This is a genomic window from Herminiimonas glaciei, from assembly GCF_042664955.1.
Classification (GTDB): Bacteria; Pseudomonadota; Gammaproteobacteria; order Burkholderiales; family Burkholderiaceae_D; genus Oxalicibacterium; species Oxalicibacterium glaciei.
On the sequence record NZ_JBHTBU010000001.1, the window covers coordinates 1,750,613 to 1,772,981 of the forward strand.

At 54.1% G+C, this 22,369-nt stretch carries 20 protein-coding genes; 7 read left to right on the forward strand and 13 right to left on the reverse strand.

Annotated elements, in window-relative coordinates; genetic code table 11:
- The first annotated feature begins 68 nt into the window (after nucleotides 1-68).
- Nucleotides 69-1,145 (forward strand): tartrate dehydrogenase, encoded by a 1,077-nt coding sequence (locus tag ACFQPC_RS07890; RefSeq protein ID WP_382271326.1) that lies wholly within the window; start codon nucleotides 69-71, stop codon nucleotides 1,143-1,145.
- A 15-nt stretch (nucleotides 1,146-1,160) separates the two neighbouring features.
- Here the strand turns inward: ACFQPC_RS07890 and ACFQPC_RS07895 are convergent, their stop codons facing one another.
- From ACFQPC_RS07895 to pdxR, 5 genes are all read right to left on the reverse strand, one after another.
- Nucleotides 1,161-1,832: an RluA family pseudouridine synthase gene (locus tag ACFQPC_RS07895; protein ID WP_382271328.1), complete on the reverse strand. Its 672-nt coding sequence runs from the start codon at nucleotides 1,830-1,832 to the stop codon at nucleotides 1,161-1,163.
- A gap of 133 nt (nucleotides 1,833-1,965) precedes the next feature.
- Entirely contained in the window at nucleotides 1,966-4,407 is a 2,442-nt protein-coding gene (locus ACFQPC_RS07900) for a TonB-dependent siderophore receptor (protein ID WP_382271330.1), read from the reverse strand.
- A 106-nt stretch (nucleotides 4,408-4,513) separates the two neighbouring features.
- On the reverse strand, nucleotides 4,514-5,530 hold the full coding sequence (locus ACFQPC_RS07905; RefSeq protein WP_382271332.1) for a FecR domain-containing protein: 1,017 nt from the start codon (nucleotides 5,528-5,530) through the stop codon (nucleotides 4,514-4,516).
- 2 nt (nucleotides 5,531-5,532) lie between these two features.
- Entirely contained in the window at nucleotides 5,533-6,063 is a 531-nt protein-coding gene (locus ACFQPC_RS07910) for a sigma-70 family RNA polymerase sigma factor (RefSeq protein WP_382271334.1), read from the reverse strand.
- A 119-nt stretch (nucleotides 6,064-6,182) separates the two neighbouring features.
- A complete protein-coding gene (gene pdxR / locus ACFQPC_RS07915; RefSeq protein ID WP_382271336.1) occupies nucleotides 6,183-7,616 on the reverse strand; it encodes a MocR-like pyridoxine biosynthesis transcription factor PdxR in 1,434 nt (477 codons plus the stop codon).
- A 112-nt stretch (nucleotides 7,617-7,728) separates the two neighbouring features.
- Between pdxR and ACFQPC_RS07920 the strand changes: the two genes are divergently transcribed.
- The 4 genes from ACFQPC_RS07920 to ACFQPC_RS07935 are packed head-to-tail and all read left to right on the forward strand — an operon-like array spanning nucleotide 7,729 to nucleotide 10,034.
- Nucleotides 7,729-8,166 (forward strand): carboxymuconolactone decarboxylase family protein, encoded by a 438-nt coding sequence (locus ACFQPC_RS07920; protein WP_382271338.1) that lies wholly within the window; start codon nucleotides 7,729-7,731, stop codon nucleotides 8,164-8,166.
- A gap of 41 nt (nucleotides 8,167-8,207) precedes the next feature.
- Nucleotides 8,208-8,963 carry an SDR family oxidoreductase gene (locus tag ACFQPC_RS07925; protein WP_382271340.1) on the forward strand — a complete coding sequence of 252 codons (756 nt, stop codon included), beginning with the start codon at nucleotides 8,208-8,210 and terminating at the stop codon, nucleotides 8,961-8,963.
- A gap of 14 nt (nucleotides 8,964-8,977) precedes the next feature.
- On the forward strand, nucleotides 8,978-9,412 hold the full coding sequence (locus ACFQPC_RS07930; RefSeq protein ID WP_382271342.1) for a GNAT family N-acetyltransferase: 435 nt from the start codon (nucleotides 8,978-8,980) through the stop codon (nucleotides 9,410-9,412).
- 10 nt (nucleotides 9,413-9,422) lie between these two features.
- The gene (locus ACFQPC_RS07935) at nucleotides 9,423-10,034 is read left to right on the forward strand and encodes an FMN-dependent NADH-azoreductase (protein WP_382271344.1); all 612 of its coding nucleotides are present in this window, start codon (nucleotides 9,423-9,425) and stop codon (nucleotides 10,032-10,034) included.
- A 379-nt stretch (nucleotides 10,035-10,413) separates the two neighbouring features.
- On the opposite strand, the gene ACFQPC_RS07940 is transcribed toward ACFQPC_RS07935, so the two are convergent.
- From ACFQPC_RS07940 to ACFQPC_RS07960, 5 genes are all read right to left on the reverse strand, one after another.
- Nucleotides 10,414-10,983: a DnaJ domain-containing protein gene (locus ACFQPC_RS07940; RefSeq protein ID WP_382271346.1), complete on the reverse strand. Its 570-nt coding sequence runs from the start codon at nucleotides 10,981-10,983 to the stop codon at nucleotides 10,414-10,416.
- A gap of 177 nt (nucleotides 10,984-11,160) precedes the next feature.
- Nucleotides 11,161-11,781 carry an OmpW/AlkL family protein gene (locus tag ACFQPC_RS07945; RefSeq protein ID WP_382271348.1) on the reverse strand — a complete coding sequence of 207 codons (621 nt, stop codon included), beginning with the start codon at nucleotides 11,779-11,781 and terminating at the stop codon, nucleotides 11,161-11,163.
- 142 nt (nucleotides 11,782-11,923) lie between these two features.
- Entirely contained in the window at nucleotides 11,924-12,940 is a 1,017-nt protein-coding gene (locus ACFQPC_RS07950; RefSeq protein WP_382271350.1) for a xylose isomerase, read from the reverse strand.
- Between the two features lie 47 nt (nucleotides 12,941-12,987).
- Nucleotides 12,988-14,064 (reverse strand): aromatic ring-hydroxylating dioxygenase subunit alpha, encoded by a 1,077-nt coding sequence (locus ACFQPC_RS07955; protein WP_382271352.1) that lies wholly within the window; start codon nucleotides 14,062-14,064, stop codon nucleotides 12,988-12,990.
- A 56-nt stretch (nucleotides 14,065-14,120) separates the two neighbouring features.
- Nucleotides 14,121-15,110: a PDR/VanB family oxidoreductase gene (locus tag ACFQPC_RS07960; protein ID WP_382271354.1), complete on the reverse strand. Its 990-nt coding sequence runs from the start codon at nucleotides 15,108-15,110 to the stop codon at nucleotides 14,121-14,123.
- A 118-nt stretch (nucleotides 15,111-15,228) separates the two neighbouring features.
- On the opposite strand from ACFQPC_RS07960, the gene ACFQPC_RS07965 reads away from it, so the two are divergent.
- Nucleotides 15,229-16,137 (forward strand): LysR family transcriptional regulator, encoded by a 909-nt coding sequence (locus ACFQPC_RS07965; RefSeq protein WP_382271356.1) that lies wholly within the window; start codon nucleotides 15,229-15,231, stop codon nucleotides 16,135-16,137.
- Between the two features lie 64 nt (nucleotides 16,138-16,201).
- On the opposite strand, the gene ACFQPC_RS07970 is transcribed toward ACFQPC_RS07965, so the two are convergent.
- The 3 genes from ACFQPC_RS07970 to ACFQPC_RS07980 form a co-directional block, all read right to left on the reverse strand.
- Complete coding sequence (locus ACFQPC_RS07970; RefSeq protein ID WP_382271358.1) at nucleotides 16,202-17,536, reverse strand: class I SAM-dependent methyltransferase; 1,335 nt, start codon at nucleotides 17,534-17,536, stop codon at nucleotides 16,202-16,204.
- A gap of 461 nt (nucleotides 17,537-17,997) precedes the next feature.
- Nucleotides 17,998-18,360 carry a hypothetical protein gene (locus ACFQPC_RS07975; RefSeq protein ID WP_012079076.1) on the reverse strand — a complete coding sequence of 121 codons (363 nt, stop codon included), beginning with the start codon at nucleotides 18,358-18,360 and terminating at the stop codon, nucleotides 17,998-18,000.
- Between the two features lie 51 nt (nucleotides 18,361-18,411).
- A complete protein-coding gene (locus tag ACFQPC_RS07980) occupies nucleotides 18,412-18,726 on the reverse strand; it encodes a hypothetical protein (protein ID WP_382271360.1) in 315 nt (104 codons plus the stop codon).
- A gap of 797 nt (nucleotides 18,727-19,523) precedes the next feature.
- On the opposite strand from ACFQPC_RS07980, the gene ACFQPC_RS07985 reads away from it, so the two are divergent.
- A complete protein-coding gene (locus tag ACFQPC_RS07985) occupies nucleotides 19,524-22,220 on the forward strand; it encodes a bifunctional diguanylate cyclase/phosphodiesterase (RefSeq protein ID WP_382271362.1) in 2,697 nt (898 codons plus the stop codon).
- Nucleotides 22,221-22,369 lie beyond the last annotated feature (149 nt).

A 22,369-nucleotide genomic window follows, 5' to 3' on the forward strand; every position in this document is an offset into this window, starting at 1 on the left:
CGGTTTGATACAGCCAAAAACTTCCAAGAGCATTCCTTCCATCAATATAAAAAGCAAAGGCAAGCTTCATGAAAACTCATAAGATCGCAGTCATCGCCGGTGACGGCATCGGCAACGAAGTAATGCCGGAAGGTTTGCGCGTGCTGGAGGCCGCTGCGCGCAAATTCAATCTCGCCCTCGAATTCACGACCATGGAATGGGCCAACTGCGAGTACTACCTCAAGCATGGACAAATGATGCCGGATGACTGGCGTCAACGGCTGGAAGGTTTCGAGGCTATTTACTTCGGTGCGGCCGGTATGCCTGCTCTGGTTCCCGATCACATTTCGCTGTGGGGCTCCCTCATCAAGTTCCGGCGCGACTTCGACCAGTACGTCAACCTGCGCCCGGTGCGCCTGATGCCGGGCGTATCCTGTCCGCTCGCCAACCGCAAACCCGGCGATATTGATTTTTACGTGGTGCGCGAAAACACCGAAGGCGAATACTCGGCAGTGGGCGGCAAGAGTTTTGAAGGAACGGAATATGAATTCGTTTCACAAAATGCGATTTTTTCGCGGCATGGTACTGACCGTATCCTGAAGTATGCATTCGAACTGGCACAAAGCCGGCCAAAGAAACACCTGACATCCGCCACCAAATCAAATGGCATTTCAATCAGCATGCCGTACTGGGACAGTCGTGTCGAAGCGATGGCACCATCGTATGCGGATGTGCATTGGGACAAATATCACATCGATATCCTGTGCGCCCGTTTCGTACTGTCGCCGGAGCGCTTCGATGTGGTGGTCGCATCCAATCTGTTCGGCGACATCCTGTCCGACCTCGGCCCGGCCTGTACCGGCACCATCGGCATTGCGCCATCGGCCAACCTGAATCCGGAACGGAAATTTCCATCGCTGTTCGAACCGGTACACGGTTCGGCTCCCGATATCTTCGGTAAAAACATTGCCAACCCTATCGGCATGATCTGGTCAGGCGCGATGATGCTCGACTTCCTTGGTAATGGCGATGCAAATTACAAGGCGGCGCATGATGCCGTCATGCAGGCGATTGAAACAGTGCTGGTGCAAGGACCAAACACACCTGACCTCGGTGGCAATGGCAATACGACGGATGTCGGCAAGGCGATCACCGCAGCGATCTGATTGGCAATAACGGATTTAAAACGGACAGGCGCTGACGCCATGGAAGCGTGCACCGCTGAGCGGATGGTCGAATTCCAATGTAGTCGCATGCAAAAGCAAGCGCTCCGCCCCCTGCTCGCTCTCGGCTGTGCCATAGAGGTCGCAACCAAGGATGGGATGCCCGATGCCGGCACTGTGGATACGCAATTGATGCGTACGTCCTGTGTGCGGCGTGAACAGCACACGCGTGGTATCTGCATCCGCCTGCCTGTCCAGTACTTCGTAATGACTGCTGGCAGCCTTGCCGCTGGCAAGGCAGATCTTTAACTTCGGAAAACTGAGCGGGTCTTTGGCAATCGGCAATGTAATCTCGCCATGATCGGCAGCCAGCTGTCCGGCCAATACCGCCTGATACGTTTTAGCTACGGTACGCAACTGGAACTGCCGATTGATATTCGCTGCCACTGCCTTGTTCAAGGCCACCACCAGCAAACCCGAAGTGCCAAGATCCAGCCTGTGTATCATCAATGCCTGCGGGAATTGCCGTACCAACCGGTGATGCACCGAATCCAGGTTGAGTGGATTCTTGCCTGACAGCGTCAACAAGCCGCTGGGCTTATTGACCAGCAATATAGCTTCATCCTGGTAGATGATTTCTATTTCATCTACACAGGGTGGTGCCACAAAGGTATCGATACGGGTGCTCATGATTACCAGGCGTTCCTTGATCCGACAAAAGGCCGGCACCAGCCGACCAGAGTCACATCTTACAGAAAAGATCCGCCACCACTGCGATCCGCGCAGAAAAGTATCCATCCATACTGCAAATTTCCCGCAACAATCAGAAATCTACCGAAGCTGACAGCAATAAGGTACGTGGTGCACCGAGGGTAATGAAGCCGCGCGAAACCGAGTTCCAATAATTTTTATCAGTCACATTGATCACATTGCCACGAAAGGTAACTGCCTTGCCTGCCAGCTGCGTGACGTAGCGTGCACCTAGATCCAGCGTCTGCCAGCCGGGAATGCTTTGCGTATTGGCTGCATTCGCCTGTGCCCCGCTGAATGCATTGATGCGACCGGTGAGCGTGAAACCCTGTAGCGCTTCAATATCGTATTCACCATTCAACACCACGTTTACTTTGGGCACACCAATCGCGTCTTTGCCGTTATTGGTGCCATTTGCCGTTTTGGTTTGCACCGCATCGATCAACGTAATACCGCCGAGCAAACGAACGCCACGCAAGGGCTGGCCGAAAGTCGAAAGTTCCAGGCCACGGTTGCGTTGCTCGCCATCTGCGACGAAGAAACCGCTCGAGTTAGTGAAGGTATTCGGTTGCGATATCTGGAACACTGCTGCGGTAACACCAAATGTTCCGGCGTTGTACTTGACACCGCCTTCCACCTGCTTGGTGACAGCCGGCGGCAACAGCGCATTGGGGTTGCCGGTGACAGTTGCAGGTGCAGTTGCGCCTTGCGCCAGGCCTTCGCTGTAATTGGTATACAGCGAATAGTTACCGAGCTTCACCAGCAATGCAGCTGCAGGTGTGACTTTGCTTTCGTCATACGCCCTGGTTTTGACGCCAGAGGTAAAAATACCGCTGTACAAGTCTTGCTTGCGCAAGCCCAGGGTCAACAATACATTGTCGTTCATGAAGCCGAAGGTATTGACCAGGCCGATGCTGCTTAACTGCAAATCGCCATTCTGTGGAATAACCCCATAGTTCACGACTGGTGGCAAGCGATTGGGAACGTTATAAACATTGCCGGTATATTGGGCAGTCGCATTTACGGTAGCCCCATACGCCCTGCGGCTAAAGTCACTATAAGAAAGCGCATAGCTATTGGATACCTCGCCCAGCATAAATTTTCCGCGCAAACCGACGTCATAGGTATCCACTTCGTATGAACCACGATAGCCACCTGCACGCGCAGTGAAGTCACCGGCACTATTGATGAACTTGCGGCCTTGCGAGCCGGCATAGTAATACTCTTCATTGCCTTCGGATTTGCCGTAGTTGGCATACGCCGTGACAGCTGGACTGAATTCATATTCAGCATGCGCCATCCAGTACTTGGCCTTGGTTTTAATGTATTCCCAATTGTCTACATAGTTTTTATCAACCTGCGGTGGTTTGGGCAAAGCAAAACCAGAATCGTAAGTGATGTTCGCGGAGTAGCCATTCGTCAGGCGATCCTGATTTGCCACATCCAGGCTGGCTTTCAGCTTTTCGCCACGATAGTCCAGCGCCAGCGCGCCGTTTTTCATATGGTCATCCTGCCGATCGATAGGCGTATCACCATCCCGCTTCAGCACGTTCACCCGCACGCCCCAGGCATTGTCTTCCCCGAAGCGACGCCCCAGGTCCAGGTGCAAGCCAAACTGGCTGTCCGAGATATAGCTGCCGGTGACACGTGTCAAAGGTTTGTCGTCTGCACGTTTGCTGGTCAGGTTGATATTGCCACCGACCACACCAAACGGGCTGATGCCGTTCAGCATCGCAGCAGGTCCTTTCAGTACATCAATGCGCTCATAAAACTCCGGCGTAATGCGTCGGCTCTCGGTCATCCCATACAAGCCATTCACACCAACCTGGTTCACGAATACCGGAAAGCCGCGAATGAGATAAGTTTCGCTATCACCATACTCGGCCATCGCACTGCGTACTGAAGGATCAACTGAAATAATGTCGGCAACGCGGCGTGATTGCTGGTCCTGCACAAATTCCTCGGTATAACTTTGCGTGCTGAATGGCGTATCGAAGATATCCACATTCCCCAAGATGCCGACGCGGCTCCCCTTCGCCACTTGTCCACCGGCGAATGGTTTCGGCAACTCACCGGGCAGGACCACATCGCTGGTGACTGTCACCGCCGGCAGCGTCGAATCGGCAATCGGTGCCACGCGTAGTACATAGCTGCCGTTCGTTTGCATCAAGGCTTCCAGTCCGCTGCCGGCCAGCAGCCGCGTAATTGCTTCGGGTACCGATAAATTACCCTGCACACCCTGGCTATTCTTGCCATCGGTCAGCGCGCCATTGACAGAGACATAAGTCCCCGACTGTGCGGAGAAACGTGCAATCGCACTGCTCAACGGACCGGCCGGGACATTGAAGTTATACGTCGCGACTTTGGCTGCAGGCGGCTCGGCCGCAAATGAACTGGTCGGCAACACACTCAGGATCATTACGCCTGCAAACAAGGCATGCATAGCCAGCGCCACCGGCGTCATTTTAAATTCGGTGCGGGACGCGGCAATGCGGCGAGGGACATCATGTTTCATTATCTGATCTTTCGGAAAAAGTAAGGACAGGCAGCAGGCCTACACTCTGCTTTCCGTACGAGATCAGAAAAGGGGAACTGATTTTTTGAAATTATTTAAATATGGCTTATTCGCCGGCACGCACCGTGACCCACCACGGCAAGGTTTGATGCACCTTGACCGGCAAAGACGCTTCCAGCATCGCGAGTGCCTGATCCGGCTGATTGAGCGGGAAACCACCGACCACGCGCAAATCGGCGACTGCCGGATCGCAGGCAAGATAACCGGAGCGGTAACGCGCCAGCTCTTCAATGAAATTGCCCAAGGGCATATTGTCCGCCACCAGCAAACCCTGGCTCCACGCTTGCTGTGCCGGATCAGCAACGACCACTGCCATCACTGCGCTGCGATTGAAATCAACTTGCTGGCCGCTCTCTATAATTTTGCGTGTTTCAGGTGCATCCACCGGCGCGACTTCTACCCGGCCCTCAAATACGCTGAGCCGGGTTTTACCATCCAGCTGACGCACATTGAAGCGCGTCCCCAATGCACGCAAACTTCCTTCGGCGCTATAGACGATGAAGGGCCGCGCCGGTGACTGGCTATCAGGATGGGTGGCAATCAAAACCTCACCCTTGCGCAGGGTTACACGACGAATCCGCGCGTCATAATCCTGGTCCAGCGAACTATTGGTATTGAGCCAGATCTCGCTGCCATCGGCTAAAGTCAGAGTGCGTATTTCTCCCACCGCACTGCGGTAATCCGCATTCAAATCGGCCACGGCGGTCTGCACGGCTTTGTTGCTGCTGATGCCCCACCCGACCAGGCCGGTTACGGCAAACAGGGACAGCATCTTCAAGCTACGGCGACGCTGCAATATGGCCGCGCTCAATGCCGCAGTGGCGGCTTCCGGTGCCGCTTTGGGCAGTGCCAATCCATTGCTGATCGCTTCTACCCTTTGCCAGGCCAGGCGGTGCTCTGCCCGCAGGTCCAGCCAGGCATGCCACTGTTCCCGCTCTGCGTCACTGACCGCACCGGAACGCAGTACCGCAAACCACTCGGCGGCTTGTTCCAGTGTGGCAAATTCAAATTCTTGCGTAATGGATGACGGGGATACCGGCATCGCTGCGGTGCTCATGGCCATACTTAAACCATCGCTTCTTTAAATGCTGCGCCATTGAGCAGGCAATGCAGCATTGCTTGCGCCATATATTTTTTGACCATGCGTTCCGATACGTCCAAAGCCTTGGCGATTTCGGCATACGTCATGTCGTGCAAGTGTGCCAGCAATAATGCGCGCCGCGGCTTTTCCGGCAATTGCGCGAGCAGGCGATCGACTTCAACCAGGGTTTCGATAATGATGGCTTGATGTTCGGCCGACGGCACGACGGATTCAGGATGCGCTGCCAGTGTTGCCAGCCACGCGCGTTCGATTTCCTGGTGACGCCATAAATCGACGACCAAACCTTGCGCGATCCTGGTCAGGTAAGCGCGCGGATCGTAAGCACTATCGAGTTGCCGCGGTCTTACAATCAGGCGCAAGAAAGTGTCATGCGCCAAATCTTCTGCCTGGAATGCGCAACCGAGCTTCTTGCGTAACCAGCCATGCAACCAACCATGGTGGTTGCTATAAAGCGTATGCATTTGCTGCTGCAAAGCCGGTTCGAGGGAAGACATGGGGAAATTGAGTACGGACTGATGTTAATGAGAACTATTCTCATATTAACCCAAGCTCCTCGCCCTCTGCAATTCCTATTGCTGCGCTGTTGTTTTACAAGCCGGCTTCGTACTTCGTGCTACTTGATCTCCAGCGCCTGCTTCAGCTTCAATGCAATGCGCCTGGCATCTTTCTCGTCAACCACGTTGGCAAAACCCAGCAACAAACCCTGCTGTGGCTTCGCATTGACGTACCAGCGCGATAAGGGATGCAACGCCAAACCGGCTTCACGCGCCCGGTCCGCCAGCAAGACATCGTTCTCATGCTCGCCCAGCTTGGCTAACATGTGCAAACCGCCTGGACGCAGATCTATGCGCAGGCGCTCGCCCAATACGTCCTGGAAAACCTGCTGCGTCACCAAGCGACGCTCGGCGTATAAGGAACGCATTTTTTTCAAATGACGGGAGAAATGACCTTCTGCAATGAAATCGGCGACACTCGCCTGGAACAGGTAGGGGCAACCGGCATTGAGGTTATAAGAAACCGACTGGAAACGTGGCACGACGCTGACGGGTGCAACCACATAAGCCAGTCGCAGCCCGGGGAACATCACCTTACTGAAAGTACCGCTATAAATAACACGATCATTGCGGTCCAGGCTCTTCAATGCGGGCAGCGGCCGTCCCTGATAGCGGAATTCGCTATCGTAATCATCTTCGATAATCCAGCTCCCTGCCTCACTCGCCCACTCGAGCAAAGCCATGCGGCGCTCCAATGAAAGCGTCACGCCCAGCGGACTCTGGTGTGACGGCGTCACCATCGCAAACTTCGCATACGGACTGAGGCGCTTGCCTTCTTCGACGATCAGGCCATTGCCATCGACCGGTACCGGCACTACCTTCACTGCGGCATTCTGCAGGAAGGGACGCGCGAGGATGTAACCCGGATCTTCAAACCAGAATTCATCACCCGCGGTAGAAAGGCTGCTTAAGGTCAACTCCAGCGTATTGCGCAAACCAGTCGTAATAAAAACCTGTTCCGGCAAGCATGCGACGCCGCGCGATACGCCCAAATAGGTCGCAATCCGTTCACGTAAACGAGCGTAACCAGCCGGATCGGGATACCCCAGTCGCGCCGGCTCACTGCCGCGCAATCTGTGACCGACCAGGCGATTCCACACTTTGCGCGGAAAGGCGTCCAGCGCCGGCAAACCGAGTTGCAATGGCTTCGGCGCCTTGCCGTCATGATCAAGGAAGGCGGACACGGTCTGCCCGGGGATAGGCGCCAAAGGCTTGCTCGCTGCAGGTTGCGGCAAGGCAGGCGAAACAATCGTGCCGGCCGCGCCCCGCACCTGCAAATAGCCTTCATCAGTCAGGATGCGATAGGCCATTTCCACCGTGCCGCGCGCCAGGTTCATCTCTGTCGCCAGCGCCCGTACCGCCGGGACGCGATCACCGGCGTGCAAGTGTCCCTGCTCTATTGCGATCTTGAAACGCTGGCAAATCTGCAGGTACATGGGTAGTTCCAGCGTGCGGTCAACGCTGAGGTCCAGCACGGGTTTCGGTTTTTTCATGGACTAGTCCTTTTTGCATTTCTTGGCCCTTCTAACACGGCCATGATATTCGCATACTACACATCAAGGAAACGCCATTTTTTAACCGACTTACCCAAACAAGGAGCTGCACATGCAAACCCGCCTCGACTTCCTCGCTACCGATAAAGATGCCCTCCGCGCCATGATGGGTGTGGAAAACCACATCGCCAAAGGCACACTGGACATCCTGCTCAAGGAACTGGTACGCCTGCGTGCCTCACAAATCAACGGCTGTGCATTCTGCCTCGACATGCACTCGACCGACGCCCGTAAAGCCGGTGAAACCGAGCGCCGCCTGGCAACCGTGGCGGCATGGCGCGAAGCCCCTTTCTTTAGTGAAAAGGAGCGTGCCGCCCTCGAATGGACTGAATCGCTGACCCTGGTTGCCCAAACACATGTACCGGATGCAGTATGGGGAATCGTCCGCCCACACTTTACTGATGCGGAATTGGTGGAACTGACACTGTTGATTACATCCATCAATAGCTGGAATCGCTTCTCCATCGCTTTTCGCAAAATGCCAAGCTAATCGTCAGAACAACTGGCTAACAACTGAATACAAAGGTTTATATGAAAATCCTGGTAATCGGCGGCAGCGGCCTGATCGGCTCCAAAGTCGTCGCCAATTTGCGCCAGCTCGGCTATGAAGTCCTGGTCGGCTCGCCCAGCAATGGCATCAACACCATCACCGGTGCAGGCTTGAGCGAAGCGGTCAAAGGGGCGCAAGTTGTAATCGACCTGAGCAACTCCCCGTCCTTCGAAGACCAGGCCGTGCTCGACTTCTTTGAAACTTCCGGTCGCAATCTGTTGGCGGCGGAAGCGGCGGCAGGCGTCAAGCACCATATCGCCTTGTCGGTCGTCGGCACCGACCGCATGCTGGAAAGTGGCTACTTCCGCGCCAAGATGGCACAGGAGCAGCTGATCAAGCAATCCGGTGTGCCTTACACCATCGTGCGCGCCACCCAGTTCTTTGAATTCCTCGCCGGCATCGCGCAATTCGGCACAGTCGGCAACGAGATCCGCCTGTCGCCGGCCCATGTGCAACCTATCTCATCCGATGACATTGCAGCCATCGTGACGGATACGGCGCTGGAACAGCCGATCAATGGCAGCTTCGATGCCGCCGGCCCGGAAAAGCTTGGCCTCGCGGAATTGATGAAACGCTACCTGGATGCGCTCGGAGACCAACGTGTTGTCGTCGCCGATCCGCAAGCCTCCTATTACGGCGCACAAATCAACGATCAATCGCTGACACCGACAGGTGAAGCACGCATCGCCACCACCGGCTTTGCCGCATGGTTGAGCAAGTCGCAGGCGGTACAATAATTCTGGAGAAGTATATGCAAGCCGAGACAGAGATCAGGCATATTGAAACGGATGTCGAGCTGGCCGCATCGTTTCCGGTCATGCAGGAACTGCGGCCACATTTGACGGATAGCACCGCCTATGTAGAACAAATCAAACGCCAGCATGCGCAAGGCTATCGCTTGCTGGCGGCATGGCGTGATGACAGCATCGTCGGGCTCGCCGGTTACCGCGAAGTGGAAAGCACGATATACGGCCGTTTCGTATACGTTGATGATCTGGTGGTGACCGGTCAATTGCAACGCTCGGGCATAGGTGAATTGTTATTGCAATCAGCACGCCAACAAGCTGCACGACTGGACTGCAAAAATTTTGTGCTGGATACCGGCTTGCATATGCCGCTGGCACAACGCTTTTATTTTCGCCAGGGACTATTGGCTCGCGGCATGCACTTTGTCGAAACGCTTTAACAGGGATGACATGAATCGTATTTTGTTATTGAACTGCGGCCCGCACAGCGATGCCAGCCACGGCTATCGTCTCGCCAGGGAAACGCTGGCCGCGGCCGGCATCACGGATGCACACATAACCGAACGTGACCTGGTGCAGGCTCCGCTGCCACCGATAGGCCGCGACTACGCGTTGGCGATCACATCGAATACCGCACACGATGCCGACGGACTACAACAGTCGGAACAATTGATCGTCGAACTGGAACAGCACGATGTACTCTTCATCGTCACACCCATGCACAACTTTACGATTCCAGCCGCGCTGAAGCTCTGGCTCGATCATGTGATCCGCATCCATCGCAGCTTCGCCGCCACACCCCAAGGCAAGGTCGGCTTGATGAAAGATCGTCCTACCTTTGTGCTGGTCAGCTCGGGGGGCTTCTTTGCCGGCGAACGTGCGAAACAGCAGGACTTCCTGACGCCTTACCTGCGCTATGCACTCGCGTCGATAGGCATCAGCGACATCCACTTCTTCCCGCTGCAAGGTTTGGTGTTTGGTCCGGAAGCAGTGGCACAGGCAATTTCTGAAGTACGTTTGCCGATGTCTGAAAAATTATCGCGAGCACTTGCAATAAGCTAAGATAAGTAAGCATTTACGGCAATATCAATGATTCAGATAGCCAGGCAAGAGAACCTCGGCATCAATTAGCAGCCGTAAATCGAAGAAAAAGATGTCCTACATTATTTAAACTAATGTGAAAGGCACCAATGGCACTCGATGCAATTGCGGAAGTCGTTGTACGCGCCGTCGGCTGGCTGATAGTCGACGTTATATTGACGAATATATTTTATTGGCCGGGATGGCTGTTCTTAAAGGTTTTGACTTTGGGACGTTACCCACCATCCAGTTCCACCCCACATAAGCGTGAGTTCGTTGCCATATTCGGTTTTGCGGTGATCTTGGTCACAGTGTTAGTGCGGGTCCAGTGGTATTGAAGAACATCGTACACTGAGCTAACTCAGCGGGTGGCAGCAGCCTTCTCAGTTGCTTGCGTGTCTGCTTTCTGGGCACGCTCTGTACGCAGCCGTTCTTCGCGTCTGAACTGTGCAATCTCAAAATCCTGCTTTGACTGTATCGCTCTTTGTTCCTGCAACTTTTGCTGTTCCAGTCGCGCCTGTTCGGCCAATGCCAGTTGTTCAGCGCGCTCGGCTTCCGCCTCGGCTTTTTTTGCTTCCAATGCAGCGAGCTCTGCTTCTGCTTTATCCGCCTGCACTTGGTAGACGTAAAGGCACCCGACCACCAGCAACAGTGCCGCGACTATCTTCATCCATGGAAATGGCGAACTTTCGACGATAAGCTCCGCCACCCTGGTCTTATTTCTTAATTTCTCATCGTAAGCAGAACGGCGATTCGGGGACGAGAGGATGGCGTAGGCCTCGCGGACTACTTTCTCCCGGATATCCCGCTCTTCAGGGTTGAGCGTCGTAGCTCCGTTAGCCAGCGCTGCAAGGCCGGTTTTATATGCTTGCTCGATTTCAGGCGAACTCGCCTGTCCGCTTACTCCCAGCACCTGATACAGCGTTTTCATCCGTCAAATTTCTCGTGATTTTTGGTTCGTCACTTATAAGAGATTTGTTGCGATAAAACCATCCCATATATATGGCGTACCATCTGGGTCCCAGATATCACAAGAAAAAAGGTCTACGTATAACGCAAACCTTTTTCATTGAGTGGCAGCCGGTTCAATACCAGCCACTCCCATGCTTTAGAAGCGATAACCCACACCTACGCCCACCAGCCAGGGATCAACCTTCACAGCACTCAATTGACCAGCCGCAGTATTCACATCACTACGAATCTGTACTTTCTTCACGTCTAGGTTAATCGACCAGTTTTTATCGATTTTGAAATCAACACCAGCTTGCAAGGCCAGACCGAAGCTGCTTTTTTCCAAGGTCGCTGCGCCATTGAGCAAATCAACGCTGGAAATGCGAGTGTAGTTGATACCGGCACCGACATAAGGGCTGATGGTTTTTTCCGGTGTGAAGTGGTATTGCAGCGTCAAGGTAGGCGGCAAATGTTTGAAGGTACCGATCTGGGTACCGTCCAGCGATACTTTTTGTTTTTGCGGATAGGTCAGCACCAGCTCTGTCGCCCAGTTAGGCGTGAAGAAGTAGCTGATGTCGAGTTCCGGGATGACTTTGGAATTGATGGTGAGGCGATCTGATGCGCCAACGCCGCCTATCGGGTCGGACTTGTTCGCCGGGTCGAGGTTGACTGCGCGGACGCGAACCAGCCATGAACCTTCTTGTGTTTGCTGCGCAAATGCTTGCGAACTGAGGGCTGCCAAAGAGCACAGGGCGATAGCCAATACCGATTTTTTCATGATTACCTTCTTGGTTTAATGGGAACGTGTCTACGTTACCGCTACGCCATTTCGGGCATTTGATATCGATCAAGTATTGTGCGGATTATCGAAAAATGGCCGTCCCCCTTACCCTTTTTGCAAGGGGGCGGCCTGATGATGACTATCTGCTGCGCGCTTCCGCCGGTATGCCACTGGTCTTTTCCGCCTTGATGTCTTCCCAGGTTTGCCTGAACCATTCGGCAATCGCGACATTATGTTCCAGCAGCGAATACTTGCAGCCACCGCCATAGTCCGGCATGTCTATCATGTCGGTAGTGATCCAGCGCAGCGGACTATTGGGCTGGTCGCGGTGCTGCCGCAAAACACGGCGCACCACTTCCTTGCATGGCTCGACCCGATAGGCATGCCATGGCGAATGCCATTCACCCGGCCTGGGTTTAAAGAATGGATACTGGCAGGCGCGACCATAGGTGTCGCTGGGGTTCAGCTGCCATTGATTCCGCGGCCCATTCGGAGAGACCGGGCGGATTTGCAGCCATACGGTCATGTTTTGCGCAATCCAGTCGTCCAGCACATTACCCGGCTCATACGGATCGATGATGCAAAGGCCTTTTTCCACGTCTGCACGAATCCCGCTGACGTCCTGCTCTTCCAGGTTATCGACTTTCAACAGCACGTGACTGTGGTCGAGCACGAAGTTGAAAGGCACGCCGTGTGAGCGCACCATGTCGGCAACGCGTGTTACGCGGCGGAAATCTTCGGTCCACATATAGATGTGCACTTCGAAGCCAATCACGATGCCGATTTTTTCACCCAGGGCATAAGCATGCAGATAGAAATCGACCACTTCCTGATCTGTCACCACATGCCCTTGCGCATGCCGGGTGTAGAGCATGATGTTGTGGCACTCTGCGCCGGCCTCTTTACACAGGCGCAAATTCTTTTCGAGTACCGCTTCATCGCGGCCAGCGGTATATGACCATAAACCGGTGCGGATAGGCAGATCGTATTTATTCGCCGCATCTATGTATTCCCGTTCCAGCCCCGGTTGCGGCATGCGATCGAAGTGATCGAAAACACCGGTGCTTTTTATCAATCTGAATTGTTCATCCACGCTGACGACCTTGCCCGGGATGTGTTGTGCGCCGCGACCATTGCAGCCGATAGAAAATTCCATATCCTTGCCTCCGTTTTAATAATGTTGTTGGACGTGCTGACTACAACCTATCCTGCGACTTGCAGCTCTGCTCGCGTGATGGGTACATTGCTTTCTGCTGCAAGCTGTTCGGCAGCGATGCGCTTATCCACCATCTTGCGTATGCGTGCCGGCGCATTGTCAATTCCCAGACGTACGTACTCCCGCACGCCGGTTTCTTCCTGTGCCTGCTGCACGGCGGCGAGTATCGCCATGTCTTCTTCAAAGGTCAGCGTCATGAGTTTTGTAACGTCGGCATCGATATCCGGCTTACCGGTCTGGTAGTTACGCACATGCAGCCAGAAGTAATGGGTGGTGTTTTCTGTTTCGGGTGTCAGGAAGTTATAGGAGAAGGAACGCAGGCCACGATTTTTATTCTCTTCGTTGCGTTCGACCCCGGCATCCACCGTGCCGAAATCCACATATGAAATCGATGGCATGAGCAGGTAGTAGTACTGCCAGCGATCAGTCAGGCCTTTGAAGTCGCCCATTTTTTTTGCCAGCGGTATCGGCTCGGCATTTTCTATCCAGCGATATGCGAGCACATGCTGCTCGCCCTGCTCCACCTTGACTGTGACATTTTCGCCGGCGGCATTGCCTATGGTGTTTTTATGCACATAAGTGGTGTGTGCGGGATCGACAAGATTGTCTGTGATGTTCAGATAATTACTCTTGAAGTGCAGGTACTGACCGTCGATCAAGTCCCAGCCCGGCATCCGGTAACGCTCAACCTCGACTATATCGTCCGGGTTCGCCAACGCCTCTTCCCCCATCCAGATCCAGACTGCGTTGTAACGCTCTACCAGAGGGAAACTTTTGACCTGCGCTGCCGGTGGGATCTGCGGCTGGCCGGGTACGCGCACACAGGTGCCGCTGCAATCAAACTGCAAGCCGTGATAACCGCATTCAACGATATCGCCTTTGAGTTCGCCCAGTGACAGCGGTGCCAGCTTGTGCGGGCAGCGATCCAGCAGCGCGACCGGCGAGCCATCTTCCTTCCGATACATCAGTACCGGTTCGCCCAGGATGCGGCGCGTCAAATACTGACGCCCGACCTCCTTGCTCCACGCTGCCACATACCAGGCATTACGTATGAAAGTACCCATGCTTATGTCTCCTTGCTGGTTATAGGGAATATGGTGATTTGTCGACAGGCCGCTACTCAGAGGTCCAGTACCAGCCGTGGGGATTTGGCGCGCGATACGCAGATGCACATGACCTTGCCGCCAGCGCGTTCGTCGTCCGGCAGGTTGTAGTCGCGGTGCTCCGGAATACCTTCCAGTACCGCAGTGGCACACATCCCGCATTCGCCGCGCTTGCAGTCGTACATCAAGTCACAACCAGCTGCCAGGATGACGTCCAGGATCGACTTGTCGGCGGGTACCTGCAGTGTCTTGCCGGAAGCCCGCAATTCCACTTCGAATGCCGTATCGCCGCCCTGCACCGCAGGAGAATTGAATAATTCGAAATGCACATGATCATCAGCCCAGCCATGGTGTTTAGCCGTCGCGATCACCGCATCGATCAAGCCACGAGGACCACAGACATACACATGTTTGCCATCGGCAGGATGCGCCAACAAGCTTTCCAGTTGCAGGCCGCGCCGCGGATCGCCGCCGTCGAAGTACAGTACGACATTGCGGAATGTTTCCACCGCGTCGCGGAATGCCATCAAGTCGGGACTGCGCGTGCCGTAGTGAAATTCAAAAGAACGACCGCTCGCCTGCAACGCATAAGCCATAGCCAGGATGGGCGTAATGCCGATGCCACCAGCGATAAGTACACTGTGCGTGGCAGTTTCATCCAAAGGGAAATCATTTTGGGGGGGGCGTATGTTTAACTGTGAACCGACCTTCAAGCCATGCATAAAGGGCGAGCCACCTTTGCCATTGGCCTCCAGTTGCACCGCGATCCGGTAATGGCTCCTGCATTCACTGCCTACACTGTCGTCAATCAATGAGTAAGAACGCTCATCTGCATCTCCGCCCGGCAGAATGACTTGCACGCGTATGTGCGCACCGGCGGTATAAGCAGGTAGTGCTGCACCATCCGTGCTGTGCAGCACAAAGGCCTTGATCGTCGGCGTCAAAGTGCGGATCTCGCTGACCACGACATTAATCGGGATGCGCTGTTTTGCTGGGGGTGAATCCACCTGGCTACTCCTTCAGTTGAAGCTGACAGGCGCACATGCGCCTTTGCCTGGGAGTAGCTTCTCAGCCAGCCATTTATATGTAAATATAGATATACATATAAATTGATGAGGTAATCTCATGAATATAACGCTGCGGCAACTACGTGCTTTCGTCACCGTTGCTGAAACCGGCAAGTTCACGCTGGCTGCTGAATTGCTCGGCGTATCGCAGTCTTCACTCAGCCTGTTGGTACGCGACCTCGAAACCTTGCTGGGCCTGCGTTTGTTTGATCGTCACACGCGCCGCCTGGAACTCACCGATGCGGGGCATGACTTGCTGCCGGTCGCGCAAAAAACATTGATGGATTTGCTGTCGGTGGTGGAAAACTCGCGCGACCTGCTGGCGCTGAAGAAAGGACGCGTCACTATCGCTGCGGGTTCCCTGCATGCGGCGACTGTCATCCCGGATCTTTTGAAAAGCTTTAATCGTCGCTATCCGGGTATACGCGTGATCGTCGAGGACGTGGCCGAACGCCAGGTGCGCGAACTCATCGTCGCCGGTACCGTGGATATCGGCATCGGCATGACGCTGGAAGGAGATAGCAGCATGCTGGCGCAGGTCATCGGGCACGATAAGTATGCAGTGCTGATGCACAAGGAACATCCGCTGATGCGCAAGAAAACCATCACCTGGCAAGACATCGCAGCAACCCAGCCGATATTGCTGAAACCACCGAGCCTGATCCGTACCTATCTGGACCGGCACCTGGCACGTGTGGGCATCACATTGACACCGGCGTATGAAGTGGCCCTGCCCTGGACCATGACCGGCATGGTGCGCGCTGGTGTCGGCGTAGCCATCGTTACAACCGGCGTGTTGCCGGTAGCGGAACGTATGGGCCTGGAATTACGGACAGTCAGCGCGCCGGTGATAGAGCGTGAACTTGCGGTACTTACCCGCGCCGGATATCCGTTGTCACCGGCAGCGCAAAGCCTGCGTATGCATTTGATTGAGGAACTGCCCAAGGCGGTAGCCAGCTACCGCTAATCGTCAGAGCAAAGAAAAGCCGCATCCCGTAACAGGATGCGGCTTTTGTCGTTCAGGCCTGGCCCTAGGAAGCGGCGTAGATATCGCCGCGCGTCAATGGCACTGCAGGTTCCGCACCACCCGGCTTGGACGCCAGGATTTGATAGATGCCGGTGCCGCCGTACTCGAATTCAAGCGCGCATGCCGCCATATACAAACGCCAAACGCGATAGGCTGATTCACCGACGTATTGCAATGCCTCTTCGCGGTGATCCTCGAGCCGGCTGACCCATTGCCTGAGCGTCAGTGCGTAATGCGGACGCAAGGCTTCGACGTCGTGGATTTCAAAACCGGTCTGCTCCATGCGGCGCTGGATATTGCTGACAGTATCCAGCTCACCATCCGGGAACACATAACGGTTGATGAACTCGGTATCTATCGTGCGTTGCCAGCCTTCTTCATCATGTGTAATGCCGTGATTGAGGAAGAGCCCGCCCGGGCGCAGCACGCGTTTGATGGTGGCATTGTAGACCGGCAAATTCGCCAGCCCTACGTGTTCAAACATGCCTATGCTGGAAATCTTGTCGTAGACCGATTCACCTTCGAGGTCACGGTAATCGCGCAACTCGACTGTTACCAGATGGCTTAATCCTTCGGCCTGGATACGTGCCTGCGCATACTCATATTGTTTCTCGCTCAGCGTAATGCCATGTGCTTTCACGCCATAGTGACTTGCGGCCCAACACACCATCGCGCCCCAGCCGCAACCCACGTCAAGAAAACGTTCCCCCGGTTTGAGGCGCAATTTGCGGCAGATATGATCGAGCTTGTTTTTCTGCGCCTGTTCCAGCGTGTCTTCGAGGGAGTGGAAGTAAGCACAGGAATACACCATTTCCTTATCCAGCCATAATTTATAGAAGGAATTGGAGACATCGTAATGGAAGGAAATCGCCGCCTGGTCGCTGGTCTTCGAGTGCTTGTGTGCAAACTCGCCGGAACCGAAAGGTGTAGTCGGCAGGTTCTTGGGTTTCGACGGCAGACGCCAGGCATCACGCAATAATGCCCACCGCGTCGCCAGCGAGAAATCGAAGGATGCGAAATACTGTTTGAGGCCCAAAGCCGCATACAGGTCACCATCGATATCGATCAAGCCATTGATATAGGCGTCGGCCAGCGGCAAGGGGCTGCGCCCGAATACGAGTTTGCGCAACACGGCCGGATCACGCAGCAGCAGCGTGAACTTGGGTGTGGCAATTTCGATCTGGTCGAGCTTGTCGCCCAGGACGCGGAATGCGGTCGCACCGGGGAAGTTATGCAAGAGATGCTTCAGGATGCGCAGTGCCGCTTCTATCTGCGTACTACTGAAAGATTCAGCCATTAAAGTAGCTGGCGTGGTGAGATGGTTGTTTCGATCGTTCATCGCTTAAGCCCTATCTGAAAAATTCCTGACGGGACCGCACACGCTCGTGCGGCGGCAATAAGTATGGTGTAGACAAGAAACGTGGCCCGATGTTCATTGAGCCGGTGCAGAATAGCTGCGGGTATTTCGCAGGCTATGGTCGCCCTCCCGTCTGCGCAGGCAGAACGAGGCGGACTTAATCCAGGTAAGTGAACAGATTCCATGTAACGCTCCCCCTTAAGAACGCATTTCACGTATTTCTGTGAGACGCATTCGAATAAAAAGAAAAAACGATTACTTCGACCTAGTGCGGCACTCGGATGCGGTGCCTTTACATACAGATTAAATTGGAAACCTCACCACCATGCCGTGGAGATGGCAAGGTGGTAACCAGAGGCGATTATACGATCATGTTTGCAAGTGTGCATTGCGCAGCACTATGCCCACGATGCGGGTGTGGATATCAGGCGGAAAGGGACCGACTATTTACTACGGGCATCAATATCAGCCAGGCACTCCCGGCCTTTTTCCGTGATTTCGTACCCACCGTCTTTCGCTGCGATGTGGCCTTTTTTGCCGAGGAAAGTCTGCACATCGGATTTCAATACTGTTGCAGGATCGTTCGCAATGGCACGCAAGCCATTGATGCAACCCTTGATAAACAAGGTTTGCTTGCCTTTCTCGCTTAGGGCGAGCTGGCCGTTTTTCGCATATTCGATATATTTGAGGCCGAGCAGGCGCTTGGTATTTCTTGCTACGCAGGCGGATGGTCGTTCTCCGGCTTTGATACCGGCCACTATCTGCGCCAGCGCGTCGAACTCATCCGTCGTTAAATCACCACCCATTACTGCTTCCAATCTCAAATATATAAATCACCGGCGCCGGTTGGCGACAGTTCAAAATCGCGGCAAATCTGCCAATGTACGGCCCGGGACATCGTGGTCTATCGTATCGATGTCTTCGATACCGTGTTGATGTATCACGATGTGGACGCGCGGGCCCAGCACCATTTCATTACCTACCCGGAAGGCCGTCGCCACTTCGTCACCGAAGTGCAGTGCATCAACCACCAGACTGACGTCATGCTCTGTCGTCACTGCTTCCCAACCTGGAGAACCGTCACCTTTGCGGTGGCCGCGCCCCCATCTCACCATTTCCACCCTGTCGCCTGCATCGTTAAAACGTACTGCTTCAATCAAGTGAACTGACATTGATGTCTCCGTAAAAAATGTCATTGTTGTATGGCTTCATGGTACGCGTCCCATAGCCTGACAGCAAGACACAGATGCATGCAAATCATTGCGCACAAGATAAATATCCGCCCACATCGCACTACAACTTACAACTTGATGACCAACATAAGCGATCCCTCTTCAAAGCAGGCTTTTTCATTTCCTGCATGCTGTTCAACAGCGCAAAATCAATCCGGCTGCGGTTCAGCGGCCCGCAGCAGGCCTCATTTTCAGTAGTCTAAATGTCAATTGCGATACTAATTTATCAAGACTCATCGCGATTTCCCCCATGAAATTGTTAAATTTAAAATTAAAAGTATGTTTGATACCACAGGCCAAAAAGCCGCATTTTTCAGTTTTCCCTATGGGCAACATCCTGCCGAAAAGAAGAATGGTTTGCATTTGTTAATTAAGGTGTCAGGGCCACTTTTTCTCCCATATCTATGGGATAACAGCAATATTTCCGAATGACTACACTAGGTCGCTTTCCGGCACGATCCACTGAAAGCCGGCGTCGGAAAAGAATAAAAAAAGCAGAGATAAACCGCCACGGCACACATCAATGCCGGTACCAACCTTATGCAAAGAAGCTGACAGATATTTGAATATTTTTAGACCAGACCGTTAACCAGAAACGCAAGAAACGTTCTTCGACCTCCCGGACTGCCATTCGTCAGTCCCAAGAGCAAGCGTAGATCCGCATTCTTTCGCTATCGCTCGCTTACCTCGTCTCGTTTCCATCACAGAACATAACCTATGCTCGGTTGATTATTCTTATGCATGCGAAAAACCAAGGTGATTACCCGCGCGATAGTTCACCGAAAATCAGCTTTATCCAAAGGCATCTGCGCCTGGTGATTCTGTGGCCGCTCTCGGCCCTGCTGCTGATCGCCCTGTTGTGGGGTGTGGTTTATTCCAAGCTCGAAAACGATAAGAAAATCCTGCAGGAAAATGCAGCCAAACAAGCGGTCTCCATCTCCAAGGCCTATGCGCAATACCTGACCAGGAGCATAGAACAGCTCGACCAGTTGGCACAGCAAATCAAATACGGTTGGGAGCAATCGAAAGGTTATCTCGGCTTTGAAGAGATGATAGGTAAAGGCTTGTTGAACGTGCCGCAGTTTTCCTCGGTTGCGATTTACGATGTCGACGGACGCCCGCTCACTACCAGCGTGCCGGTGACGCAAATGTTCACCGTATCTGATCGCGAATATTTCAAATTCCATGCACACAATATGTCGACGGAATTACGCATCAGCACGCCAACCATAGGCCGTCTCAGCAAGGAACGCATTGTCCAGGTGACACGCCGCCTCGAGAATGAAGACGGCACTTTTGCCGGCGTACTGGTATTGGGCCTGGCGCCGGAATTTTTCACGCTGTTTGCCGACGATCCTATCCTCGGGCATGACGGCGTGCTGGCCTTCATCGGCAATGATGGTGTCGAACGCGTCGCGCAAATGCGGGGCCGTAAAAATGATGCACTCTCGCTGGTATCATTTCCACTCCGGCCCGAGCATAGCGCGAGCAATATCGTAAGCAATACCCGCCAATATGCGGATACCGATACCCACTTCATCGCGACCCAAAAACTGAAGGGCTATCCCTTCTTTGTCATGGTCGGCCTGAGCAAGGAAGACATCCTGCTGCCGTATGAAAACAATCTGGCCCTGTATCGCAAGATTGCCCTGTTCGGCAGCGCGCTCCTGCTATTGTTTGCCACTGCCGCGATGTGGATGTCGGTACGCTTGGCATGGCGCAAGCAGCAAGCAGATGCGATCCGCGAAACCTACCGCATCGCGACCGAAGGCGGCAATGAAGGCTTCTATATCCTGCTGCCGATGCGGGATCGCAATGAATTCATCACCGATTTCCAGGTCGTCGACTGCAATGAAAAAGGCGCATCCTTCTATAACATGAGCAAGGACAAGTTCACCGGCGTCAAGGTATCCGACTTTTATTCCGGCGAATACTTTGACAAGGTGATGCAAGCCTATCGCATCGCGATGGAAACCGGTTTCTTCGAAGATGACTATCAGGTGCCGGCCGACAGCCCTATCGATGCGGAATGGCTGAAGCGGAAATTCGTCCGCTCTGACAACGGCCTCGCCATCACCTTGCGCGATATCAGCGAACCCAAACGCCACGAACGTGAAATGTCACGCCTGGCGACTGAAGATGGCTTGACGGCGCTGCCGAACCGCCACTGGTTCATGAGCTATTTGCCCAAGGCTTTGGAAAACGCCAAGGCGAATGCAACGATGCTGGCGATACTCTTCATCGACCTTGATGACTTCAAGAACGTCAACGATACGCTTGGGCACTCCGCCGGTGACCAGTTGCTGTGCACGGTCGCCAAACGCCTGCGTTCGGTACTGCGACCGAGCGACAAAGTCATACGCATAGGCGGTGATGAATTCACAGTAATCCTGGAAGCAATCCATAGCGAAGAAGAAGCGGCGCATATTGCACATGCGATCAACCAGGTCTTGCGCGAACCTTTCGAAATCCCGCGCGACACGACATCGCAAAAGAACCGCATCGGCTGTTCTATCGGTATCAGCATCTTCCCGCGCGACGGGCAGGACGTGGAAACCCTCATCAAAAACGCCGACATCGCGATGTATGCGGCAAAAACCGGCAGCAAGGGGCAGTTCCGCTTCTACGACCATACGCTGTATGAAGACATCAAGATGCGGCTCAATACCGAGCAGGAATTGCAACAGGCGATCAAGGAAGACCAGTTCCTCATTTATTACCAGCCGCGCGTGCAAACCCAGACCGGTAAACTACTCGGTATAGAAGCATTGATACGCTGGCAGCATCCGACACGTGGCCTGGTCTTGCCGAATGACTTCATCAGCCTGGCCGAAGAAAGCGGCCTGATCAACCCGATTGGTGAACTGGTGGTCGACAAGGTCTGCGCACAGCTGGCGAGCTGGCGCAAACAAGGTGTGGAAGTGGTGCCGGTATCGGTCAATGTGTCGCCGCATCAATTCAATGAAGGCAAGGTCAAGAAATCAATCGCGGCCAGTCTTGCCAAGCATGGCATCCCCGCGTCTCTGCTGGAAATCGAACTGACGGAATCCGCCATGATGCGCAATATCGGCGACATCTTTGATGAACTGACCGCGATCAATGAAATGGGTATCAAGGTCCATGTCGATGATTTCGGTACCGGCTATTCATCATTGTCGCTGCTGCAAAGGCTGGACATGGACATCCTCAAGATCGACCAGGCCTTCACCTCACAACTCGGGCGCGGCAAGGATGGCGAAATCTTCTTTACCGCCATTGTCTCGATGGCCAAGGCCCTCGGCATGCGCGTCGTGGCCGAGGGCGTCGAGACGCTGGAACAGTTGCATATCCTGCAAACCCTGTCCTGCGACGAAGTCCAGGGCTATTACGTCGCGTGGCCGCTGCCGGCGGACAATATTGCAGACATCATCCGCAAGCAAAACCTTTTTCCCTGAGCCCCCCCACCCAGACCCGGAAACCAAGCCCGGATCAAGGTTCCAACTCCCGGTCACGGCTATAATGGCGGACGCAACGCGTCGTCTGGCGAGCTAGTTCCGTTCAATACTTGCGCCAACCATTTTTTCTCAGGCCGACTTCCAAAGAA

Coding starts and splice junctions, on each gene's coding strand:
- pdxR (WP_382271336.1), bottom strand. CDS start 7,616: ATGAAAAAACCGAAACCCGTGCTGGACCTCAGCGTTGACCGCACGCTG.
- ACFQPC_RS07945 (WP_382271348.1), bottom strand. CDS start 11,781: ATGAAAAAATCGGTATTGGCTATCGCCCTGTGCTCTTTGGCAGCCCTC.
- ACFQPC_RS07905 (WP_382271332.1), bottom strand. CDS start 5,530: ATGGCCATGAGCACCGCAGCGATGCCGGTATCCCCGTCATCCATTACG.
- ACFQPC_RS07900 (WP_382271330.1), bottom strand. CDS start 4,407: ATGAAACATGATGTCCCTCGCCGCATTGCCGCGTCCCGCACCGAATTT.
- ACFQPC_RS07970 (WP_382271358.1), bottom strand. CDS start 17,536: ATGAACGATCGAAACAACCATCTCACCACGCCAGCTACTTTAATGGCT.
- ACFQPC_RS07895 (WP_382271328.1), bottom strand. CDS start 1,832: ATGAGCACCCGTATCGATACCTTTGTGGCACCACCCTGTGTAGATGAA.
- ACFQPC_RS07935 (WP_382271344.1), top strand. CDS start 9,423: ATGAATCGTATTTTGTTATTGAACTGCGGCCCGCACAGCGATGCCAGC.
- ACFQPC_RS07950 (WP_382271350.1), bottom strand. CDS start 12,940: ATGGAATTTTCTATCGGCTGCAATGGTCGCGGCGCACAACACATCCCG.
- ACFQPC_RS07920 (WP_382271338.1), top strand. CDS start 7,729: ATGCAAACCCGCCTCGACTTCCTCGCTACCGATAAAGATGCCCTCCGC.
- ACFQPC_RS07930 (WP_382271342.1), top strand. CDS start 8,978: ATGCAAGCCGAGACAGAGATCAGGCATATTGAAACGGATGTCGAGCTG.
- ACFQPC_RS07925 (WP_382271340.1), top strand. CDS start 8,208: ATGAAAATCCTGGTAATCGGCGGCAGCGGCCTGATCGGCTCCAAAGTC.
- ACFQPC_RS07965 (WP_382271356.1), top strand. CDS start 15,229: ATGAATATAACGCTGCGGCAACTACGTGCTTTCGTCACCGTTGCTGAA.
- ACFQPC_RS07910 (WP_382271334.1), bottom strand. CDS start 6,063: ATGTCTTCCCTCGAACCGGCTTTGCAGCAGCAAATGCATACGCTTTAT.
- ACFQPC_RS07955 (WP_382271352.1), bottom strand. CDS start 14,064: ATGGGTACTTTCATACGTAATGCCTGGTATGTGGCAGCGTGGAGCAAG.
- ACFQPC_RS07940 (WP_382271346.1), bottom strand. CDS start 10,983: ATGAAAACGCTGTATCAGGTGCTGGGAGTAAGCGGACAGGCGAGTTCG.
- ACFQPC_RS07985 (WP_382271362.1), top strand. CDS start 19,524: ATGCATGCGAAAAACCAAGGTGATTACCCGCGCGATAGTTCACCGAAA.
- ACFQPC_RS07980 (WP_382271360.1), bottom strand. CDS start 18,726: ATGTCAGTTCACTTGATTGAAGCAGTACGTTTTAACGATGCAGGCGAC.
- ACFQPC_RS07975 (WP_012079076.1), bottom strand. CDS start 18,360: ATGGGTGGTGATTTAACGACGGATGAGTTCGACGCGCTGGCGCAGATA.
- ACFQPC_RS07890 (WP_382271326.1), top strand. CDS start 69: ATGAAAACTCATAAGATCGCAGTCATCGCCGGTGACGGCATCGGCAAC.